We start from the raw sequence: 21,277 nt of genomic DNA on the forward strand, positions 1-21,277 counted from the left end.
CGTCGCGGGACTGATCGGGCACCGTACCGGGAAGCCTCTGGTTGGATCTGCGGAGACAGGACCGACGGAAGGTGGGAGCGGTGACCGGGCAGGACGAGATCGTCCACATCGGCGGCTACACGGCGGAGACGGGCGGGCGGGGCGAGGGCGTCGTCGCGGCCCGGCGGGACCGGGCGAGCGGCGGGCTGACGCCGCTGGGTGTCGTGGCGGTCACCCCGTCGCCGTCGTTCCTGGCCCGGCATCCGGCGCTGCCGGTGCTGTACGCGTGCAACGAGTTGCCGGACGGCCGGGTCAGCGCGTTCCGGGTGGCGCCGGACGGGGGCCTCACGCCGCTGGGCGAGCGTCCCGCCGGCGGGGCCGAGCCCTGTCACCTGGCGGTGGCCCCGGACGGGCGGCACCTGTTCGTGGCGAACTACGGCGGCGGCAGCGTGGCGGTGTTCGGCCTGGACGCCGAGGGCGTGCCGGGGGAGCGCACCGACCTGGTCCGGCACGAGGGCCACGGTCCCGACCCCGACCGGCAGGAGCACGCGCACTGTCACATGGTCTCGCCGGATCCGGCCGGCGGCCCGTTGCTCGCCGTCGACCTGGGCACCGACTCGGTCTACCGGTACGACGTCGACGCCGGGTCCGGCCGGCTGACGCCCCGGGAACCCCGGTTGAGCACCCCGCCCGGCACCGGTCCCCGCCATCTGGCCCGGCACCCGGACGGGCGGCGCGGCTGGCTGGTCGGCGAGCTGGACGCCACCGTCACCGCGTACGACCTGACGCCGGACGGGCCGCGGGAGCGGCCGCGCGTCGACGCCAGTGGGCGGGCCGGGCACGTCCAGCCGTCCGAGGTGAGCGTGGGACCCGGTGGGCGCTTCCTCTACGTGGGCAACCGGGGCGTCGGAACGGTGGCGGTCTTCGCGCTCGACGGCGCCGCGCCGGAGCTGGTGGCCGAGGTCGACACCGGCGGCGAGTGGCCGCGGCACTTCGCGTTCGCCGGGGACCACCTGTACGTCGCCGACGAGCGGGCCGACATGATCAGGATCTTTCGGGTCGATCCGGTCAGTGGAGTGCCCGAGGCGGTGGGGGAACCGGTTCCGGTGCCGAGCCCGACCTGCTTTCTGCCGTGATCGACCGGTCACCGAAACAACAGTCCGGAGTGGACTGGTATCACCCAAAGATAACTGACCAGTAACTTAGCGTATGGGTTAGGTGATCAACTGTTTCTGCTGCGTAACTTTCGTCCGAACGGTTGTGGTGGTAACCCCACGAGGTACGCAAGATGGTCACCGTGTCTGGCCGCCATCGCATGCGTTCCAACCTCCGTGGAGCAGGCGCCGCCGCTGTGGCGGTAGCCCTGGTCGCCGTCGTGGGCGGCTCCTGGTTCGGCTACCAGCAGCTGGCCGGCCCGAACTGTTCGGGCCGGATCGAGCTGTCGGTGGCGACCGCCCCGGAGATCGCCCCCGCGGTGCGTGGCGCCGCCGACCAGTGGGTCTCCGACGGCGCCGCGGTGGGCGGCACCTGCATCGCCGTCAACGTCTCCTCCTCCGAGTCGGTCGAGGTGGCCGCCGCGGTGGCCAGCAAGCACGGCGCCACGCTCGCCGGTGTCGGGCAGGCCAGCGGCACCGCCGTCACCCCCGACGTCTGGGTGCCCGACTCCTCCACCTGGCTGGTCCGGCTCAAGAGCGGCGGCGCCAGCGCGTTCGCGCCGACGAACGGCGCCTCGATCGCGCGCAGCCCGGTGGTCGTGGCGCTGCCCGAGCCGGTGGCCTCGCGCATCGGCTGGCCGGACAAGAAGCTGCGGTGGTCCGACCTGCTGACCCAGGTCACCGCGAGCAAGCCGCTGCGGGCCGGGATCGTCGAGCCGACCCAGGACGCGGCCGGCCTGTCCGGGCTGCTGTCGCTCACCGCCGCGGCCAGCTCCACCGGTGAGTCCGGCTCGCCGAAGGCGCAGGAGGCGATGGTCGGGGCGCTGCGGGCGCTGGCGACGAACCGCTCCTCGCTGCGGCAGGACCTCCTCGCGCGGTTCCCGCGCTCGTCGGACCCGACGGCGATCGCCAACGGACTGGGCGCGGCGGCGCTGTCCGAAGAGGACGTGATCGCCTACAACAGCACGAAGCCGCCGATCCGGCTGGCCGCGCTCTACCTGGAGCCGGTGCCGATCCCGCTGGACTACCCGTTCGCGGTGCTGCCCGGCATCGAGCCGGCCAAGGCGTCCGCCGCCCGGGTGCTCTTCGAGGTGCTGCGTACGCCGGACTTCAAGGACCGGCTGGCCTCGCAGGCGCTGCGCGCGCCGGACGGCAACTGGGGGCGCGGCTTCCAGGCCCCGACGGGCGCACCGAGCCCGGCGAACGGCGGCGCGAGCCAGGTGCCGCCGTCCGGTCAGGGCGGCGCGGCCGACCTCGACCCGGGCGCCATCTCGACGGCGACCACCACCTGGTCGGTGGCCACGCAGTCGGGCCGGATGCTCTGCGTCATCGACGTCTCCGGCTCGATGAAGAAGCCGGTCGCGACGGCGAACGGCGCCAGCCGGGAGCAGGTCACCGTGGCGGCCGCGAGCCAGGGCCTCGGGCTCTTCGACGACTCCTGGTCGATCGGCCTGTGGACCTTCTCCACGAACCTCCAGGGCTCGCAGGACTGGAGCGAGCTGGTCGGAATAAAGCCGTTGTCGAGCAACCGGGGGGCGCTGCAGCGCGGCCTCGCCTCGATCAAGCCCTCCAGCGGCGACACCGGCCTGTACGACACCATGCTCGCGGCGTACAAGAAGGTGCAGCAGGACTGGGAGCCGGGCAAGGTCAACTCGATCGTGCTGTTCACCGACGGCAAGAACGAGGACGACAACGGCATCTCGCAGAAGGAGCTGCTCGACCAGCTGAAGAAGCTGAAGGACGACGAGCAGCCGGTCCAGGTCGTCATCATCGGCATCGGCACCGAGGTGAACCGGGCCGAGTTGGAGTCGATCACCAAGGTCACCGGCGGCGGCGCGTTCGTCACCACCGACCCCAGCAAGATCGGCGAGATCTTCCTCCGGGCGATCGCGCTCCGGCCGCCCGCCCCCCGCTGACCTGGCGCTCAGCGCTACCCTTCCGCCGTACCGGGAAATCCGGTACGGCGGAAGGCTTCCCGGCTCAAAGCGTGGGATGAGAACTGACGGTAATGCGTCCGAATCAATCGGTAACCATAATTGTCCAGGCATGATGACCGGGTGCCTCGACCGCGGGCTCCATACCGGAGCCGGGCGGGGACGGGGCGGTCCTGAGCGAAGTGGGGAGGGCCGGTGACCTCGGCGACGCTGTTGACCCCTGCCACGACGTCGCGACCCGGTGGTGATCGCCCGGGCAAGACGACGCGAGCGGCGGAACGGGCCTACATCCGGGTCCTGGTGGTGCTGGACACCGCGGTGCTCGCGGTGGCCATTCTGGTCGGTTACCTGGCGCGGTTCGGCGACGAGGAGCCGACCGGATCCGAGATCCCGTACGTCGTGGTCGCCCCGGCGCTGCTGCTGGTCTGGCTCGTCTCGCTCAAGGCGATGCGGTGCTACGACGACCAGGTGCTCGGCTACGGCGCGGACGAGTACCGCCGGGTCAGCGCGGCGAGCATGCGGTTGGCCGGCGGTATCGCCATCGCCGGGTACATCGCCGACGTCGGCGTCTCCCGGGGTTTCCTGGCCATCTCCTTCGCCGTCGGCACCGTCGGCCTGGAGGTGGCGCGGTTCGCGGCCCGCAAGCGGCTGCACCGGGCCCGCGACCGGGGCGCCGGCTGGTCGCGCAAGGTGCTCGTGGTGGGCGACACGGCACACGTGCTGGAGCTGGTGCACACGCTGCGCCGGGAGCCGTACGCGGGCTACCAGGTGGTCGGCGCGTGCATCCCGGACGCGCTGCTCGCCCCGGTGCCGCAACGGCTGGGCGACGTGCCGGTGGTCGGCTCCTTCCGGGGCATCCCGGAGGCGGCCACCGCGATCGGCGCCGACACGGTGGCGGTCACCGCCTCCGGTGAGCTGACCGCGACCCGGCTGCGCCGCCTGGGCTGGCAGCTGGAGGGCACCGGGGTCGACCTGGTGGTGGCGCCCGCGCTGACCGACGTGGCCGGCCCCCGTATCCACACCCGTCCGGTCGCCGGCCTGCCGCTGATCCACGTCGAGGCGCCCGAGTTCCGGGGCGCCCGCAAGCTGGTCAAGGGCTTCGTGGACCGGTCGATCTCGTCGATCGCGCTGCTCGTGCTGGCGCCGCTGCTGATCGTGATCGCGCTCGCCATCAAGATCGACAGCCGTGGCCCGGTGCTGTTCCGGCAGACCCGGGTCGGTCAGGGCGGCGAGGAGTTCGGCGTCTTCAAGTTCCGCACCATGGTGGTCAACGCCGACGCGCTGCTCGCCGAGCTGGCCGCGCGCAACGAGACCGACGGCCTGATGTTCAAGATGCGCGACGACCCGCGGGTGACCCGGGTGGGCCGGCTGCTGCGCAAGTGGTCGCTGGACGAGCTGCCCCAGCTCGTGAACGTGCTGCTCGGCCAGATGAGCCTGGTCGGCCCGCGCCCGCCGCTGCCGTCCGAGGTGGCCCGTTACGACGGCGACGTGGCGCGACGCCTCCTGGTCAAGCCCGGCATGACCGGCCTCTGGCAGGTCAGCGGGCGGTCCGACCTGAGCTGGGAGGACGGCATCCGGCTGGACCTGTACTACGTGGAGAACTGGTCGCTGGCCGCCGACCTGACCATCCTCTGGAAAACGTTCGGCGCGGTCATCAACAGCCGCGGCGCGTACTGAGAGGGCCCGGTCAGGGCTGCGGGCCCAACCAGTCCAGGCAGACCACCACCGCGTCGTCCACCAGGTCACCGGCGACGAAGGCCCGCAGGTCGCCGATCAGCGACCGCACCGCGTCCAGCGGCTCCATCGGCCCGGTCCGGCGCAGGAACCGGTCCAGCGCCGCCTCGCCGTAGCGCGTCTGCTCGGTGGTGGCGTCGATGACGCCGTCGCTCACCACGAAGAGCCGGTCACCGCGCTCCAGCTGGAACGTCTGCTCCTGGTAGTCGGTGCCCTCGAACATGCCGAGCGGGAACTGCTTGTCCAGCGCCTGCTCGCTGACCTCGCCGGCCCGCAGCCGCAGCAGGCGGGGCGAACCGGCGTCGACCACAGTCAACGCGCCGGTGGCCAGTTCCAGCTCGATCAGCAGCACGGAGACGTGCTGCTGGCCCCGGTGCTGCGCGTAGATCGCCTGATCGGCCAGCGCGGCCTGGTCGGCCAGGGAGAGCCCGGCCCGGCGCGCGTTGCGCAGCGCGTACGTGGCGAGCGAGGCGAGCAGCGCGGCGGCCACCCCCTCGCCGAAACCGTTGGAGACCGCCAGCCAGAGCCGGTGGCCGTCGTCGGACCAGTCGAAGCTGTCCCCGCGCACCGCGTACGCCGGTTCCAGCTGCCCGGCCAGGCTGAACGAGGGGCGGATCCGGCTGCGGCCGGGCAGCAGCTCCCACTGCATCTCGGCGGCGAGCGTGAGGCGCCGGCTGCGCCGGGCGGTGCCGTAGATGTCGGTGGTCGCCATGACCGCGCTCAGCTCGTGCCCGAGCACCGTGGCGATGGTGGCCAGCTCGCGGCGCGCGTCCGGGTCGGCCGGCACCGGCGACACCTGGAGCACGCCCCGGCGTTCGCCGCGCATGCCCACCGGGAACCAGCCCACCTCGTCGGCGATCACCGGCTCCTGGTGGTCGAAGGCGCGCCAGGCCGGATGGCCGGGGTGGGCGACCGTCGCGCCGTCACCCAGCGGCAGCAGTTCGGCGAGCCGGTAGTCGACCTGGTAGAGCTCGGTGCGACTGATCCCGTACGTGCGCGCCAGCTCGGCGGCGAGCCGGTCCACGATGAGATCCGTCGGCGCGTCCGTCAGAACCCGGCGCGCGCGGCCCTCAGCTCCGCTCATCTTTGCTCCTTTGCACAGGTCGCCGCGCAGGTCCGGGGAGTAGTCTCGGGCCCACCATGACCGAAGAGCGTGATTCCCAGGGACCTGAACCGAGTATGTCCGCCGCCCTGGACGAGGCGGCAGGCACCTTGCTCGCCGTCTGGGAGGCGGCCCGGGAGCGCACCACCAGCCGGCTGTCCAGTGCCCAGCTACGCGCGATCATGGTCGTCGAGCAGTATGACGGCATCAACCTCCGTCGGCTCGCCACCCTCACCGACATGCTGCTCTCCTCCGCCAGCCGGCTCTGTGACCGCCTGGTGGCCGCCGGAATGCTGGAGCGTGAGCCGGGCCGCTACGACCGGCGGGAGATATCCCTGCACCTCACCCCGGCGGCTCTGCGGCTCCTCGCCGAACTGCGCGCCGACCGGCGGCGCCGGCTGGAGCGGATCCTGGCCGGCATGAGCCCGGAGGGGCGGCTGGCGCTGCTGGGCGGCATGCGCGAGTTCGACCAGGTCGGCCGGCGCGGGGAGGCGACAGCGGCCGAGGGCTGGCCGGTGCTGCAACCGTCCGGGGAGTGGATCGGTGACCCGGCCCGCCCGTCCGGGGAGCCGCCGGTGGCCCGTACCGCCTGACTCACCCGTTCGCTGACTCATCCGGCCCGGCGGACGGCCCGCAGCCGCGCCACCACCCGGGGATGCTCGATCAGCGCCCGCTCCAGCGTGCCGAGCACGTCGTCCAGCAGCGCCCGGCCGCCCCGGGACGTCAGCGCCTCCGCCTGCCACTCGACGAAGTCCCGCAGCAGCCGGTCGTCGTCCACCCGCACGGCCGCGACCAGCGCGTCCACCAGGTGCGCGATGCCGGTGGCGACGTCCTCGGCGGTCTCCTCGGGCGGGTCCACCGCGGCCAGCGCGAGCCGGACCAGCTCACGCCGCCGGTGCAGCACCGCGACGTACGAGTCGTCTGGTGGCGGGGGCGGCGCGCCGGTGTGCGCGCCGGCGGGCAGCGGCCGGTCCAGCAGCGCGACGGCGTCCCGGGCGCTGGCGCCCCAGGCCGCCGCGCCGATGGTGGTGGCCCACCGGCCCTGCGGCCCGAAGCCGGGGCCGCCCGCCAGCACCGGCACCCCGGCCGCGCGGCTCGCCTCCACCATCCGCGCCGCCCGGACCAGCCGGTTCGGCTGCACACAGCTCAGCAGTACCGCGTCCGGGCCGGTCTGGTGCAGGTAGGAGACCAGGTGCCGGGCCGGCACGCTGGCGCCCAGGAACGTCACCCGCCAGCCGGCCGCCCGGACCACCTCGGTGACGATCCGGGCGGCCAGCGCGTGCCACTCGCCCTCGACGCAGGCCATCACCACGTGCCCGCGTCGCGGTGGGCCGACGGTCGCGCCCACCGCGCCGACCACGAGCTCGCTGACATGGGTGGCGGCGTGCTCCTGGGCGACGCTCCAGGAACCGGTGAGCCAGCGGCGGCCGATCTCCTGCTGCGCCACCGCGACGAGGTCCACCAGGACGTCCGCGACCGGTACGCCGTCGGCGAGCAGCTCCTGCGCCAGCGCGATCGCGCCGGCCCGGTCGGCCCGGTCCAGGTGATCGAGATAGGCGGCGAGCGTCTCCGGCCCGATCCGGCGCTCCGGGCTCACCCGGCGGCCAGGGCCAGCATGGCGATGTCGTCGTGCGGCTGCCCGTCCAGCCATTCGTCGACGAGTTGGAGCACCCGCTCGACGAGCGCGGCCGGCGGGAGCCCGGCGCCGGAGGCGACCGCCTGGCGCAACCGGTCCTCGCCGAACATGGCCAGCTCGGTCGGGCCGCCCCGGGCCTCGGTCACCCCGTCGGTGTACGCCAGCAGCAGGTCGCCCGGTGCCAGCCGTACCTCGGCGTCGGCGAACCGCGCGGCGGTGAGCGCGCCCACCGGCATTCCGCCCACCCGGACCGTCTCGATCCCGCCGTCGGCGCGGACGACGAGCGGGGCGGGGTGCCCGCCACCGGCCACCCGGACCAGCAGCCCGCCGTCCGGCTCGCGGCGTACCGCGCCGAGCAGGAGCGTCGTGAACTGGGCCCGGCGGGCCGCGTCCGGCGCGTCCAGCAGCGCCCGGTTGAGCAGCTCCAGCAGTTCCCGGGGACGCTGTTCGACGAGGCGCAGCGTCTGCAGCGACTGGCGTACCCGGCCGGTCAGCACGGCCGCGCCGACGCCCTTGCCGCAGACGTCGCCGAGCGCGAGGAGACCGCCCTCGCCGGTGGGGAACACGTCGTAGAAGTCCCCGCCGATGCGCAGGCTGTCCCCGGCGGCGCGGTAACCGCCGGCCAGCGTCATCCCGGGCAGGCGCGGCAGTTCCGGCGGGAGCAGGCTGTTCTGGAGCACCCGTGCCAGGTGGGCCTGCTCGCCGTACAACTCGGCGGCGGCCAGCGCGGCGCCGGCGCGCCCGGCGAACTCCCGGGCCAGCGCGATCTCCCGCTGGTCGAAGCCGGGCCGTTCGGGGCGGCGGGCCAGCACCAGCGCGCCGGCCGGGCCGCCGGCGCTGGGCATCGGGCTGATCAGCACGGTGCCCGGTCGGCCGAAGCCGGCGGGCAGCACCTCGGCCAGGTCGGCCAGCTCGGCGTCGAGCCAGGGACTGGGCTCGGTGCGGTCGCCGTCGAGCGCCTCGACCAGCCCGGGGACGGACTCGACTGTGCGCCAGCCGGTCACGCCGGTGACCGGGCCGGACTCGCCCGTGGCGTACCGGATCCAGTGCGGCTGGTCCTCGGCGGGCGGGGCCGGGCGGTGCACCACCACTGCGACGTCGGCCAGGTAGGGCACCGGCAGTGTCACCGTGGCGCGCAGCGTCTGGTCCCGGTGCAGGGACAGCCCGAGCCGGCTGCCGGCCTGGGCGAGGAACGCGGTCCGGGACCGTTCGGCGAGCAGCGCGTCGGTGCGCGCGTGCTCCTCCGTGACGTCGCGGACGTACCAGGCGCCGCGCTCGGCGGCCAGCGGGCGCCGCAGCCCGCGCAACCGCCGGCCGTGGTGCTCCGTCTCGAACGTGTCCGACCCGGCGCGCGCCGCCTCGGCCAGCGCCGGCACCCGGCACCCGGCCAGGTCGACCCCGGGGGCAAGCTCCGGGAGCAGGTCGGTGGCCATCGCGTTGACCAGGGCCACCACGCCGGCGGGATCGACTGTCACGACCGCTTCGGCGAGCCCGTCCAGCAGTTCCTGGGCGAGCCGGTCGTCAGCCGGGAGCGCGGCCCCGGCCACCCGCCGGGGTCGCTTCCTCCAGGCGTGCCCACCGCCGCTCACCGGCCCCGCGACACCGCCCCGGCGCGCGGCGGTCACCTCAGGTGGCCGGGCGCTTCGGTCAGTCGACCCCTGCGCATGCTGTCGGTGCACTCCTCGCTCGGCGAACAGGTTGCCTGGCGGCAAGAGTACCGAGCGCAGGCACGGAATGCCCGTCCAGGACGGGCCGGATCAGGCGCTCCGGGCCAGCCAGCCCACCGGCCCGTCGACGATCCGGCGGACCACCGAGCCGGCTCCGCCGACCGCGGCGGACTGTGCCCCGAGCACCGCCGGGCGTACCTCGACCGGCGCCCAGGCGGCGGTCAGCACCCGCCGGGAGACCTCCGCCACCACCGGGGGCCGCAGCCAGGGCGAGAGCGGGGCGTATCCGCCGCCGAGCACCACCGTGTCCAGGTCCAGCAGGTTCACCACGCCCGCCACGGCGATCCCGAGGGCGGCGCCGGCGTCGGCCAGGGCGGCGAGCGTGGCCGGGTCGCCGGCGCCGGCCAGGTCGGCGAGGCGGGTGGCGGCGGTGTCGGCGGGCAGCTCCGCGCCGGGCAGCCCGGCCGCGGCCAGGATCGCCTCCTGGCCCGCGTACCGCTCCAGACAGCCCTGGCCGCCGCAGCGGCACGGCCGCCCCTGCGGTTGGACCGGGAAGTGACCGATCTCTCCGCTCCAGCCGCGCGCGCCCCGGTAGAGCGAGCCGTCCAGCACGATCCCGGCGCCGATGCCGATCTCGCCGGTGATGTGCAGGAAGCTGCGGGGGCCGGCCGGTCGCGCGTACAGCTCGCCGAGCGCCGCCAGGTTCGCCTCGTTGTCGACCACGAGCGGTGGCACCCCGTCGACCGGCTCGGCCAGCGAATGCCCGGCCAGCAGCGCCGGCACGTCCACGTCCCGCCAGCCGAGGTTCGGCGCGAGCCGGACCAGGCCGCCGTCGCCGACCAGGCCGGGCACGGCGAGCGACGCCCCGGCCAGCGTCAGACCGTCGCGTACGGCGGCGGCGCGCGCCTCGGCGGCCAGCGCGGCGAGCCGGGCGAGCGCGTCGGCGGGGGAGACCGGGCGCAGGTCGGCACGGCGGACCAGGTGGTGCCGGACCGTGCCGGTCAGGTCGACGACGCAGGCGGCCAGGTAGTCGACGTTCACCTCCAGGCCGAGCCCGGCCGGGCCGTCGGAGGCGAGCACCAGGCCCCGGGCCGGCCGGCCCGCCCCGGTACGCGGCTCCGGCTCCGCCTCGGCGACCAGCCGGCCGGCGATCAGGTCGTCCACGACCGCGGAGACGGTGGCCCGGGTCAGGCCGGTGCCGGCGGCGATCCCGGCCCGGGAGGGCGGCCGGTCGGCGGCGGCGATCCGCCGGAGCACGACAGCGAGGTTCAACTCGCGCAGGCTGCCCTGCCGGACCGCCCCGGCGGTGCTGGCGCTTGTCACCTCTTGACACTGCCACATCGCCGCCATTTAATTCAACCGCTGAACAAATCGCGGACGACACCACCACCTGGAGGTCTGCCATGGCACCCCGTCCCACCCCCGCGGACAAGTTCTCCTTCGGCCTCTGGACGGTGGGCTGGCCGGCCCGTGACCCGTTCGGCGACGCGACCCGTCCCGAGCTGGACGCCGTCGAGGCCGTGCACCGGCTCGCCGAGCTGGGCGCGTACGGCATCACCTTCCACGACGACGACCTGGTCCCGTTCGGCGCGGACGCGGCCACCCGCGACGCCCGGCTCAGCCGGTTCTGCAAGGCGCTCGACGAGACCGGCCTGGTCGTGCCGATGGTCACCACCAACCTGTTCAACCACCCGGTGTTCAAGGACGGCGGCTTCACCAGCAACGACCGCGACGTACGCCGGTACGCGCTGCGCAAGGTGCTGCGCAACATCGACCTGGCCGCCGAGATGGGCGCGAAGACGTTCGTCATGTGGGGCGGCCGGGAGGGCGCCGAGTACGACGTCGCCAAGGACGTCCAGGCCGCGCTGGACCGCTACCGCGAAGCGGTGGACCTGCTCTGCGAGTACGTCGTCGACAACGGCTACGACCTGCGCTTCGCCCTGGAGCCCAAGCCGAACGAGCCGCGCGGCGACATCCTGCTGCCCACCGTCGGCCACGCGCTCGGCTTCATCTCCACCCTGGCCCGCCCGGAGATGGTCGGGCTCAACCCGGAGGTCGGGCACGAGCAGATGGCCGGGCTGAACTTCGCCCACGGCATCGCCCAGGCGCTCTGGCAGGGCAAGCTGTTCCACATCGACCTCAACGGCCAGCGCGGGATCAAGTACGACCAGGACCTGGTCTTCGGCCACGGCGACCTGCTCAACGCGTTCGCCCTGGTCGACCTGCTGGAGCACGGCGGCCCGAACGGCGGCCCGGCGTACGACGGCCCGCGTCACTTCGACTACAAGCCGTCCCGCACCGAGGACATCGCCGGCGTGTGGGCCTCCGCCGAGGCGAACATGCGGACGTACCTTCTGCTCAAGGAGCGGGCCGCGGCGTTCCGGGCCGACCCGGAGGTGGTCGAGGCGCTCGCCGCCGCCCGGGTGGCCGAGCTGGCCACCCCGACGCTCAACCCCGGTGAGGGCTACCGCGAGCTGCTGGCCGACCGGACCGCGTTCGAGGAGTTCGACCCGGAGTCGGTCGGCGCCAAGGGCTTCGGCTTTGTCCGGCTCAACCAGCTCGCCGTCGAGCACGTGCTCGGCGCGCGCTGAGGCGGGCCGCCATGCCGCTCGTCGCGGGGGTCGACTCGTCGACCCAGTCCTGCAAGGTGGTGGTCCGGGACGCGGAAACCGGCGCGCTGGTCCGGCAGGGCCGCGCGCCGCACCCGCCCGGCACCGAGGTCGACCCGCACGCCTGGTGGGAGGCCCTGCGGGCGGCGGTCGCCGAGGCCGGCGGCCTGTCCGACGTGGCAGCCGTCTCGGTCGGCGGCCAGCAGCACGGCATGGTCTGCCTGGACGAGTCAGGGAAGGTGGTCCGCCCGGCGCTGCTCTGGAACGACACCCGGTCCGCCGACGCGGCCGGGGAACTGGTCGAGGAGGCCGGCGGTGGGGAGACCGGCCGCCGGTTCTGGGCCGACGCGACCGGCGCGGTGCCGGTGGCCAGCTTCACCGCCACCAAGCTGCGCTGGCTGGCCCGGCACGAGCCGGACAACGCCGACCGCGTGGCCGCCGTGTGCCTGCCGCACGACTGGCTGACCTGGCGGCTGGCCGGCGCTCCCGGCCTGGACGCGCTGCGCACCGACCGGGGCGACGCCAGCGGCACCGGCTACTGGTCGCCGCGCACCGGCGAGTACCGGCTGGACCTGCTGGAACAGGCGCTCGGGCGGCGCCCGAAGGTGCCGGTCGTGCTCGGCCCGGCCGAGGCGGCCGGACATCTCGACCCGGCGGTGCTCGACGGTGATCCGGGCGCGGCGGGGCGGATCCTGCTCGGGCCGGGCACCGGGGACAACGCGGCGGCGGCGCTCGGTGTCGGCGCCGGTCCGGGCGACGTCGTCGTCTCGATCGGCACCTCCGGCACCGTCTTCGCGGTCGCGGACACCCCTGCCGCCGACCCGAGCGGGGCGGTGGCCGGGTTCGCCGACGCCACCGGCCGGTTCCTGCCGCTGGTGTGCACGCTGAACGCGGCCCGGGTGCTCGACGCCACCGCGACCCTGCTCGGCGTCGACCTCGACACGCTCGGCGAACTGGCCCTGTCCGCCCCGCCCGGCGCCGACGGGCTGGTCCTGGTGCCGTACCTGGAGGGGGAGCGGACGCCGGACCGACCGCACGCCACCGGCGAGCTGAAGGGCCTGACACTGCGCACCTCGACCCCGGCGCACCTGGCCCGGGCCGCGGTCGAGGGGATGCTCTGCGGGCTGGCCGACGGCCTCGACGCGCTGCTCGCCCAGGGCGCCCGCGCCGACCGCATCATCCTGGTCGGGGGCGGCGCCCGGTCCGCCGCGGTGCGGCGGATCGCGCCGCAGGTCTTCGGCCGCCCGGTCACGGTGCCGCCGCCCGGCGAGTACGTGGCCGACGGCGCGGCCCGGCAGGCCGCCTGGGTCGCGCTGGGCGGCGACACCCCGCCCACATGGTCGGTCGGCGACACCGAGGAGTACGCGGCAGAGGCCGTGCCGGCCATCCGCGAGCGCTACTCCCACGCCCGGGGGTAAGGAAGGGCCCCTTCTTAACGCCTCCGGTAGAGAAGGGGCCCCTTCTTAACACGCCCGGCGTTCGGGGGCGGTGTCCCGGATCCGGCCCGCACCTGATTGGCTGCCCTGCATGACGGGCACGAGGATCCCCCGGCGCGGGAACGCGGCACACCGGCTCTACAGCGTCGTGGTCTTCGTGGTGCTCGCCTCGCTGGACAACGTGGCGATCGGCCTGGTGCCCCCGCTGTACGGACCGATCTCCACCGCGCTCGACGTACCCACCCGGATGCTCGGCCTGGTCACCGCCGTCAGCTTCCTGGTCAGCGCGGTGGCGGCGGTGGGCTGGGCGTACGTCGGGGACCGCACCAACCGCAAGCCGCTGCTCATGGTCGGCACGCTGCTCTGGGCCGCCGGCACCGGGGGCAGCGCGCTCGCCGAGGGATACGCGACGTTCCTGGCCGCGCAGTTCGTCGGCGCGGTCGGGCTGGGCGCGGTGGGCTCGGTCGGCTTCTCGGTGGTCACCGACCTGATCTCACCGCGCCGACGCGGCCTGGTGATGAGCTTCTGGGGGCTGTCCCAGGGCGTCGGCACGCTGGCCGGGACGCTGCTCGGCGGCGTGCTCGGGTCGACCGACTGGCGGCGGCCGTTCCTGCTGCTGACCGGCGTGGGTCTGGCCGCGACGCTGGCGTACCTGTTCACCTACGACATCCGGCGCGGGCAGAGCGAACCGGAGCTGGCCGGGGCGATCGACGCCGGGAACGAGTACGACTACCGGATCAGCCGCGCCGACCTGCCCCGGATCCTGGCCCGCCGGACCAACCGCTGGCTGATCCTGCAGGGGCTGACCGCCCAGGCCGCGTTCGGCTCGCTGGTCTGGTTGCCGGTGCTGTTCAGCCAGCGGGCCGAGGCGCAGGGCTACTCACCGGCCACGGCAGTGGTGGTGGGCAGCGTCTTCGCCACGCTGTTCCAGCTCGGCGGTGTGTTCTCGATCGTGGGCGGCCTGGTCGGCGACGCGCTGCAACGGCGTACGCCGAGTGGCCGGGCCACGGTCGCGGCCGTCGGCATCCTCGCGGCGCTGCCGTTCTACCTGGTCCTGTTCTTCGTGCCGATCCGCATCGACGTGCCCGACGGGGCCGGGGCGGGCGCGGTGGTGACGGCGGTGCTGTCCAGCGTGCTGACCGAGCCGACGGTGGGGCTGAGCCTGCTCACCGCCGTGGTGGCGCTGGCGCTGACGTCGGCGAACTCGCCGAACTGGTTCGCGCTGATCGCCGACGTGAACCCGCCCGAGCACCGGGGCACCGTCTACAGTCTGGGCAACCTGGTGAACGGCGTCGGGCGGGCGGCCGGCAACGGGCTGGTCGGGGTGGCGTTCGCGGCGCTGCGTACGGCCTTCCCGCCGCCGATGAACTACGCGGTCGGGCTGGCCGCGTTCCAGCTCTTCTTCATCCCGACCGGGATCATGTACTGGCTCGCGGCCCGCACCTCACCCCGCGACATCGCGCAGGTGCACGACCTGCTGCACGCCCGAGCCGACCGCCTGGAAGGAAGGGCCCCTTCTTAACAGGTGAGTGTTAAGAAGGGGCCCTTCCTCTACCGGAGGCGTTAATAAGGGGCCCTTCCTTACACCCGGAACCAGACGGTGACATCCGTCGGGACCGCGGGGCCGTCGAGCGGCGCGCTCGACACCAGCACCTGCGCGCCGGCCGGCAACGGCGCCGGGTCGGCGCCGAAGTTCGTCAGCACGGTGAGGTCGCCGTTGGTGAACGTGAGCACCTCGTCGCCGGAGGACAGGAACCGCAGCGGTCCCCGGGCCAGCGCGTGCTCGCGGCGCAGCCGCAGCGCGGTCCGGTACAACTCGTACGTCGAGCCGGCCACGCCGCGCTGCCGGTCCAGCGCGTACTCGGCCCATGTCGACGGCTGGGGCAGCCAGCTCGCGTCGGTCGGCCCGAAGCCGTACGACGGGGCGTCGGCCTCCCACGGGATCGGCACCCGGCAGCCGTCCCGGCCGCGCTCGGTGTGCCCGCTGCGCGCCCACGTCGGGTCCTGCCGGGCCTCGTCGGGCAGCGTGGTGTGCTCCGGCAGCCCCAGTTCCTCACCCTGGTAGAGGTAGGCGGAGCCGGGCAGCGCGAGCATCAGCAGGCTGGCCGCCCGGGCCCGGCGCAGGCCCAGCGCGGCGTCCGGCTGCGGGTCGTCCACGCCGACGCCGTTGGCCCGCCCACCGGCGGTGCCGAGCCCGAGCCGGGAGGCGTGCCGGACCACGTCGTGGTTGGACAGCACCCAGGTGGTGGGCGCGCCGACCGAGTCGGTGGCCTCCAGCGATCGGGTGATCACCGCGTACTGGGCCGGCGCGGTCCACGCGGCGAGCAGGTACTCGAAGTTGAACGCCTGGTGCATCTCGTCCGGACGCACGTACCGGGCCAGCCGCTCGGCCGGCTCCACCCACGCCTCGGCGACGAGGATCCGCTCCCCGGGGTACGAGTCGAGCAGCCGCCGCCACTCCCGGTAGATCTCGTGCACGCCGTCCTGGTCCCACATCGGCGGACGGGGCTTGTCCACCTCGCTGCCGGAGAGGATCTCCTGCGGCTCCTGCCAGTCGGCCAGGTCGGCCTGCTTGATCAGGCCGTGCGCCACGTCCACCCGGAAGCCGTCCACGCCGCGGTCCAGCCAGAAGCGCAGCACGTCGAGGAACTCCGCGCGCACCTCCGGGTTGTCCCAGTTGAGGTCGGGCTGGCCGGAGTCGAACAGGTGCAGGTACCACTGCCCGTCGGGCAGCCGGGTCCAGGCCGGGCCCCCGAAGACGCTCACCCAGTCGTTCGGCGGCTCGGCGCCGTCCGGGCCCTTGCCGTCGCGGAAGACGTAGCGCTGCCGCTCCGGGCTGCCCGGCGCGGCCGCCGCCGCTGCTTCGAACCAGCGGTGCGCGGACGAGGTGTGGTTGGGCACCAGGTCGACGATCACCCGCAGTCCGCGGGCCTTCGCCTCGGCGATCAGCTTGTCGGCGTCGGCGAGCGTGCCGAACAGCGGGTCGACGTCGCGGTAGTCGGCCACGTCGTACCCGGCGTCGGCCTGCGGGGACGGGTAGAACGGAGACAGCCAGAGCGCGTCGACGCCCAGCTCGGCGAGGTGGTCGAGCCGGGAGGTGATGCCCGGCAGGTCGCCGATCCCGTCGCCGTCGGAGTCGGCGAACGAGCGCGGGTAGACCTGGTAGATGACCGCCTCGGTCCACCATCCGGTGCCCGGGGCCTGCTGCGTCGCGTGGGTGTTCAGCGCCTTACTCCTGTCTTGGTGGTGCGGGACGAGCAAGTTGGTTCAGTGTGCCCGGGGCGGCGCTGTCGATTCGCGCACCACCAGGCGAGTGGGGAGGATCACCGGGGTCGGCGTCCGGTCGTCGGTGTCGGCGTCGCGCGGCGCGGGCACCGGGCCGGGGTACGGCGCGGCGGCCCGTACGCCCAGCGGGTCGAGCAGGATGCGGGCGGCCAGCAGCCCCTGTTCGGCGGCGGGCTGGGCGATGGTGCTCAGGCCGAGCACACCCGCGAGGTCGTGGTCGTCGATGCCGATCACGCTCACGTCCTGCGGCACGCGCAGCCCGGCGTCGCGCAGCGCGGTGATCGCGCCCATCGCCATCTCGTCGCACGCGGCGAAGATGGCGGTCGGCGGCTCGCCCCGGGCCAGCAGCTCGGCCGTGGCCCGGGTGCCGCCGTCGATGGTGAACCGGGACTCGACGTCGAGGCTCGGATCGAGGGCGATGCCGGCGGCCCGTAACGCCTCCTGGTAGCCGCGCCGCCGGTCCAGGTGCGTGGTGAAGGCCAGTTCGTCGTCCGGGTCCCCGGAGATGTGCGCGATCCGGGTGTGGCCGAGGTCGAGCAGGTGGCGGGTGGCGGTCCGGGCGGCGGCCACGTCGTCGATCCGGACGCAGGGCCAGCCGGGGACCTTGGTGCCGGAGCTGATCGTCACGCCCGGCAGCTCCAGTTTCGTCAGCGCGTGCACGTCGGCCGCCCGCAGCGGGGTGGCGACCAGGATGATCGCGTCCACGCGCTTGTGCAGGCTCGCCGTGTGCAACACCCGCTGGCGGGTCCGCTCCCGGCCGCCGAGGTTGTAGAGCAGCAGGTCGTACCCGCTGTCCTGGAGGAACTCCTCGACCGACTCGACAACTGTGCCGAAGAACCATCTGGTGATCCGGGGAACGACCACCGCGACCGTGCCGGTCCGGCCGCCGGCCAGCCGGCTGGCGCTGGGCGACACCGCGTACTGGAGTTGTTCGGCGGCGGCGAGCACCCGGCGGCGGGTCGCGGCCGAGACCGTCGGCAGGCCCCGCAGCGCCCGGGAGACGGTGGCCGTGGAGACTCCGGCCAGCCGGGCGACGTCGTCAATTCTGGTCATCGTGGGCTCCCCGCTGTGACCCGGGCCCGCCGCCGGCCGTGCCGGCGGCGGGACGCCGGATCAACCCTTGACGCTGCCGGCGAGCAGACCTCGCACGAAGAAGCGCTGGAGGGACAGGAACACGATCAGCGGTACGACGATCGACACGAACGCGCCGGCCGTCAGCCGCTGCCACTCGTTGCCCCGGGTGCCGGCCAGCTCCGCGAGCCGGACCGTGAGCGGAGCGGTCTCGTCGCCGCCACCGGCGAAGATCAGCGCGACCAGCAGGTCGTTCCAGACCCAGAGGAACTGGAAGATGCCGAACGCGGCCAGCGCGGGCATGATCAGCGGCAGCACGATGGTGCGGAAGATCTTCGGGTGGGTGGCCCCGTCGACCCGGGCCGCCTCCATCAGGTCGCCGGGGAGCTGCGAGATGAAGTTGTGCAGCAGGAACACGGCGAACGGAAGCGCGAAACAGGTGTGCGCGAACCACACCTGGGCGAACTTCTGCTCGTCGACCAGGTCCCATGCGGGCATGATCTGCACGCCGGCGACCGTGACGCCGGTGGAGAAGAACCGCAGCAGCGGCACCAGGGCCATCTGCAGCGGCACGATCTGGAGCGCGAAGATGCCGATGTAGACCCAGTCCCGCCCCTTGAAGTTCATCCACGCCAGCGCGTACGCGGCGAGCGACGCGAAGGCCAGGGGGAAGAGCACCGAGGGGATGGTGATCGCCAGCGAGTTGATGAAGTAGCTGGCCAGCTGCCCGGAAGAGCCGGAGCTGAACAGCACCTCCTGGTAGTTCTCCAGCGTGATCTGCGGGTTGGTGAAGAACGTCCACCACCCGGTGGTCTTGATCTCGTTCTCCGGCCGGAGCGAGGAGATGAACAGGCCGAAGGTCGGGATCGTCCAGAGCATCGCGATCACGATCGACACGAGCGTGGCGGTACGGCTGTTCAGGCGCTTGCGCACCCGGGCGCCCCGGGTGGTCGGCTCGGTGGCCTGGGCGCCGACTCCGACGGTGGGCGTGGTGGTGGTCATCTCAGCCCTCCCGCTGCTTGCGCAGGTTGCGGATCTGGTAGATCACGATCGGGATCACCAGGACGAACAGGAACACCGCCAGCGCCGAGCCCTGCCCGTTCTCCTGGTAGCGGAACGCCTGGTTGTACATCTCGGTCGCGATCACGTTCGTGTCGTAGTTGCCGTTGGTGGCGGTCCGGACGATGTCGAAGACCTTGAGCGTGGCGATGGAGATCGTCACCACCACGACGATCAGCGCCGGGCGGATGCTCGGAATGGTGATCCGCCAGAACATCTGCCACGCGGTGGTGCCGTCCAGCCGGGCCGCCTCGACGATGTCGGCCGGGATGGCCTTGATCGCGGCGGAGAGCACCACCATCGCGAAACCGGCCTGGATCCACACCATGATCACGATGAGCAGGAACGTGTTCAGCGGCGAGTCCAGCAGCCACTGCTTCGGTTCTCCGCCGAGGCTCACCACGATCTGGTTGAGCAGGCCGATCTGGTCGCCCTCGCCCCGGTAGGCGTACACGAAGCGCCAGATGATGGAGGCACCGACGAACGAGATCGCCATCGGCAGGAAGATCAGGGACTTGGCCACGGCCTCGAACCGGGCCTTGTCCACCAGGACCGCGTAGATCAGGCCGAACGCGGTGGCCACCAGCGGCACCAGCAGCACCCAGATCAGCGTGTTGATCAGGACCCGGACGATCGAGTCCTCGGCGAACATCCAGCGGTAGTTGTCCAGTCCCACCCAGTTGCTGCTGCTGGAGTCCATGAAGGAGAGCAGCGTGGTGCGGATGGCCGGCACCACCAGTCCGACGGCGAGCAGCAGCAGCGTCGGCAACAGGAAGAAGAACGCGAACGCGCCCTCGCGCTGCTTGGGCCGGCGGGGCAGCGGCGTGCCGCTCACCGAGGCGGCGACCAGTTGCGCCTCCCGGCGCCGGGCGAAGTACGACGGCACCACGTCGAGGAGCAGGAGCAGCCCGCCCACCACCGCGACGAAGGCGATCAGCCCGTACATGAGCATGAGGAACTTCGGCTGCTCCGCCGCGAAGTCGAACTCCATCGACCCTCCTTCAAGGGCTCGGTTACCAGAGGTGGCCCGGTCCGCGTGCGCGGACCGGGCCACCTGCTAGATCACTTCCAGCTTCCCTCGATGTCGTTCAGGACGGAGTTGGTGTCCTTGCCGTTGATCCAGGCCACCATGCCCTTCCAGAAGGTGCCGGCACCGACCGCGGCCGGCATCAGGTCCGAGCCGTCGAAGCGGAAGACCGTCTTCTCGTCCTGGAGGATGCCCACGGAGAGCTTGTCCACCGGGTTCGGCACGTTGTTGATGTCCAGCTTCTTGTTCGCGGACACCCAGTCACCGATCTTGGCGCGGCTGTTGGCGTACTCGCCGGAGGCCAGGTAGGTCTGCACCGCCTGGACCTCGGGACGGTCGGCGAACGCGCCGACGAACTCGCCGCCACCCAGCACCGGCTTGCCCTTGGCAGGGTCGATGGCCGGGAAGTAGAACGCGAAGACGTCGCCGTCCTCGGCCACCTTGGTGCCCTCGGGCCACTGGTTGGCGTAGAAGGACGCCTGGCGGTGCATCGCGCACTTGCCGGTGGTGATCGGCGTGCCGCCCTCCTGGAAGGCGGTGGTGGAGATGCTCTTGACGCCGCCGAAGCCGCCGTTCATGTACTTCTCGTTCTTCAGGATGGTGCCGGCCCGGTTGAGCGCGTCAGCCACCTGCGGGTCGTTGAACGGGATCTGGTGGGTGGTCCACTTGTCGTAGACCTCCGGGCCGCCGGTGCGCAGCAGCACGTCCTCGATCCAGTCGGTGGCCGGCCAGCCGGTGGCGTCACCGGACTCGATGCCGGCGCACCACGGCTTGGTGCCGCTGCCCGCGATCTGGTCGGAGAGCTTGATCAGGTCGTCCCACGTGGTGGGGACGGTCCAGCCCTTCTCCTTGAAGGTCTTCGGCGAGTACCACACGAAGGACTTCACGTTCGAGCCGAGCGGGGCGCCGTAGAGCTGGCCGTTGACGGTGCTGTACTTCAGCCAGTCGGGGGAGTAGTTCTGCTCGGCCATCGCCTTGGTGTCGGCGCCGACCGGCTTGAGCTTGCCCGAGTCGACGAAGCGCTTCAGCAGGCCCGGCTGCGGGATGAAGGCGAGGTCGGGGGCGTTACCGCCGTCGACCCGGACCGGGAGCTGCGCCTCGAACTCGGCGTTGCCCTCGTGGTCGATCTCGATGCCGGTGCAGTCCTCGAACTCCTTCCAGGACTCGTTGAGGCGGTCGGCCTCGATCTCCCGGATCGAGGAGTAGATGGTCACCTTCTTGCCGTCGTGACCCTCGTACTTCTCGTATGCGGCGCATTCGGCCGATCCGGCCTTGTCGCTCTTCTTGTCATCGCCGGTGCCGCAGGCGGCGACACCGAGCGCCAGCCCCAGGACGCCGGCGACCGCGAGCGTCTGGCGCGATCTGGCAAACGCCATGCCGATCTCCTTCCTTGCCGGCGCGTGGGGGGATCGAACCCGCGCCGGTCCGATGGTCGTCCTCACATGTAAGCGCTTGCATCATGTCGGGTCCACCCCTGGCCGGACACGGCCCGGTAACAATCCCGAAACCCTGGTCACGGGGCTGGGTGCGCTCCCACGAATCTTCCCGAGAACGGAACTTTCTGTCAGGATGTCTGCATCATAT

General features: G+C 72.9%; 16 protein-coding genes. 7 read left to right on the top strand and 9 right to left on the bottom strand.

Features of this window, described 5'->3' with window-relative positions:
* The first annotated feature begins 80 nt into the window (after positions 1-80).
* The 3 genes from AMK25_RS23585 to AMK25_RS23595 all read left to right on the top strand — a co-directional run bounded on the left by AMK25_RS23585 (position 81) and on the right by AMK25_RS23595 (position 4,744).
* Positions 81-1,115, top strand: a complete 1,035-nt coding sequence (locus AMK25_RS23585) for a lactonase family protein (RefSeq protein ID WP_198937660.1) — start codon at positions 81-83, stop codon at positions 1,113-1,115.
* A gap of 179 nt (positions 1,116-1,294) precedes the next feature.
* A complete protein-coding gene (locus AMK25_RS23590; RefSeq protein WP_073830580.1) occupies positions 1,295-3,049 on the top strand; it encodes a substrate-binding domain-containing protein in 1,755 nt (584 codons plus the stop codon).
* Between the two features lie 213 nt (positions 3,050-3,262).
* Positions 3,263-4,744 (top strand): sugar transferase, encoded by a 1,482-nt coding sequence (locus tag AMK25_RS23595; RefSeq protein ID WP_073830581.1) that lies wholly within the window; start codon positions 3,263-3,265, stop codon positions 4,742-4,744.
* A 10-nt stretch (positions 4,745-4,754) separates the two neighbouring features.
* On the opposite strand, the gene AMK25_RS23600 is transcribed toward AMK25_RS23595, so the two are convergent.
* Positions 4,755-5,885 carry a PP2C family protein-serine/threonine phosphatase gene (locus AMK25_RS23600; RefSeq protein ID WP_073830582.1) on the bottom strand — a complete coding sequence of 377 codons (1,131 nt, stop codon included), beginning with the start codon at positions 5,883-5,885 and terminating at the stop codon, positions 4,755-4,757.
* A 95-nt stretch (positions 5,886-5,980) separates the two neighbouring features.
* Here AMK25_RS23600 and AMK25_RS23605 point away from each other — a divergent pair, with 95 nt between their 5' ends.
* Complete coding sequence (locus tag AMK25_RS23605) at positions 5,981-6,496, top strand: MarR family winged helix-turn-helix transcriptional regulator (RefSeq protein ID WP_073830584.1); 516 nt, start codon at positions 5,981-5,983, stop codon at positions 6,494-6,496.
* A gap of 17 nt (positions 6,497-6,513) precedes the next feature.
* Here AMK25_RS23605 and AMK25_RS23610 read toward each other — a convergent pair whose 3' ends face one another.
* The 3 genes from AMK25_RS23610 to AMK25_RS23620 form a co-directional block, all read right to left on the bottom strand.
* Entirely contained in the window at positions 6,514-7,500 is a 987-nt protein-coding gene (locus AMK25_RS23610; RefSeq protein WP_143194783.1) for a cobalamin B12-binding domain-containing protein, read from the bottom strand.
* Entirely contained in the window at positions 7,497-9,086 is a 1,590-nt protein-coding gene (locus AMK25_RS23615; RefSeq protein ID WP_241826462.1) for a PP2C family protein-serine/threonine phosphatase, read from the bottom strand. The genes AMK25_RS23610 and AMK25_RS23615 overlap by 4 nt, the downstream gene beginning before the upstream one ends.
* Before the next feature lie 210 nt (positions 9,087-9,296).
* A complete protein-coding gene (locus tag AMK25_RS23620; RefSeq protein ID WP_073830586.1) occupies positions 9,297-10,556 on the bottom strand; it encodes an ROK family protein in 1,260 nt (419 codons plus the stop codon).
* Between the two features lie 53 nt (positions 10,557-10,609).
* Here AMK25_RS23620 and xylA point away from each other — a divergent pair, with 53 nt between their 5' ends.
* From xylA to AMK25_RS23635, 3 genes are all read left to right on the top strand, one after another.
* A complete protein-coding gene (gene xylA, locus AMK25_RS23625; protein ID WP_073830587.1) occupies positions 10,610-11,797 on the top strand; it encodes a xylose isomerase in 1,188 nt (395 codons plus the stop codon).
* Positions 11,798-11,808: 11 nt separating this feature from the next.
* Positions 11,809-13,233: a xylulokinase gene (gene xylB / locus AMK25_RS23630; RefSeq protein WP_073830589.1), complete on the top strand. Its 1,425-nt coding sequence runs from the start codon at positions 11,809-11,811 to the stop codon at positions 13,231-13,233.
* 109 nt (positions 13,234-13,342) lie between these two features.
* Positions 13,343-14,773 carry an MFS transporter gene (locus AMK25_RS23635; protein WP_073830590.1) on the top strand — a complete coding sequence of 477 codons (1,431 nt, stop codon included), beginning with the start codon at positions 13,343-13,345 and terminating at the stop codon, positions 14,771-14,773.
* A gap of 59 nt (positions 14,774-14,832) precedes the next feature.
* Here the strand turns inward: AMK25_RS23635 and AMK25_RS23640 are convergent, their stop codons facing one another.
* The 5 genes from AMK25_RS23640 to AMK25_RS23660 all read right to left on the bottom strand — a co-directional run bounded on the left by AMK25_RS23640 (position 14,833) and on the right by AMK25_RS23660 (position 21,069).
* Positions 14,833-16,476: a glycoside hydrolase family 13 protein gene (locus AMK25_RS23640; RefSeq protein WP_073830703.1), complete on the bottom strand. Its 1,644-nt coding sequence runs from the start codon at positions 16,474-16,476 to the stop codon at positions 14,833-14,835.
* A gap of 42 nt (positions 16,477-16,518) precedes the next feature.
* Positions 16,519-17,589, bottom strand: coding sequence for a LacI family DNA-binding transcriptional regulator (locus AMK25_RS23645; RefSeq protein ID WP_073830591.1), 1,071 nt, complete (start codon positions 17,587-17,589; stop codon positions 16,519-16,521).
* Positions 17,590-17,649: 60 nt separating this feature from the next.
* On the bottom strand, positions 17,650-18,609 hold the full coding sequence (locus AMK25_RS23650; protein ID WP_073830592.1) for a carbohydrate ABC transporter permease: 960 nt from the start codon (positions 18,607-18,609) through the stop codon (positions 17,650-17,652).
* A gap of 1 nt (position 18,610) precedes the next feature.
* On the bottom strand, positions 18,611-19,657 hold the full coding sequence (locus AMK25_RS23655) for a carbohydrate ABC transporter permease (protein ID WP_073830593.1): 1,047 nt from the start codon (positions 19,655-19,657) through the stop codon (positions 18,611-18,613).
* A 71-nt stretch (positions 19,658-19,728) separates the two neighbouring features.
* Positions 19,729-21,069: an ABC transporter substrate-binding protein gene (locus AMK25_RS23660; protein WP_073830594.1), complete on the bottom strand. Its 1,341-nt coding sequence runs from the start codon at positions 21,067-21,069 to the stop codon at positions 19,729-19,731.
* Positions 21,070-21,277: the final 208 nt, after the last annotated feature.

The organism is Micromonospora sp. TSRI0369 (assembly GCF_001905625.1).
GTDB classification, from domain to species: Bacteria; Actinomycetota; Actinomycetes; order Mycobacteriales; family Micromonosporaceae; genus Micromonospora; species Micromonospora echinospora_A.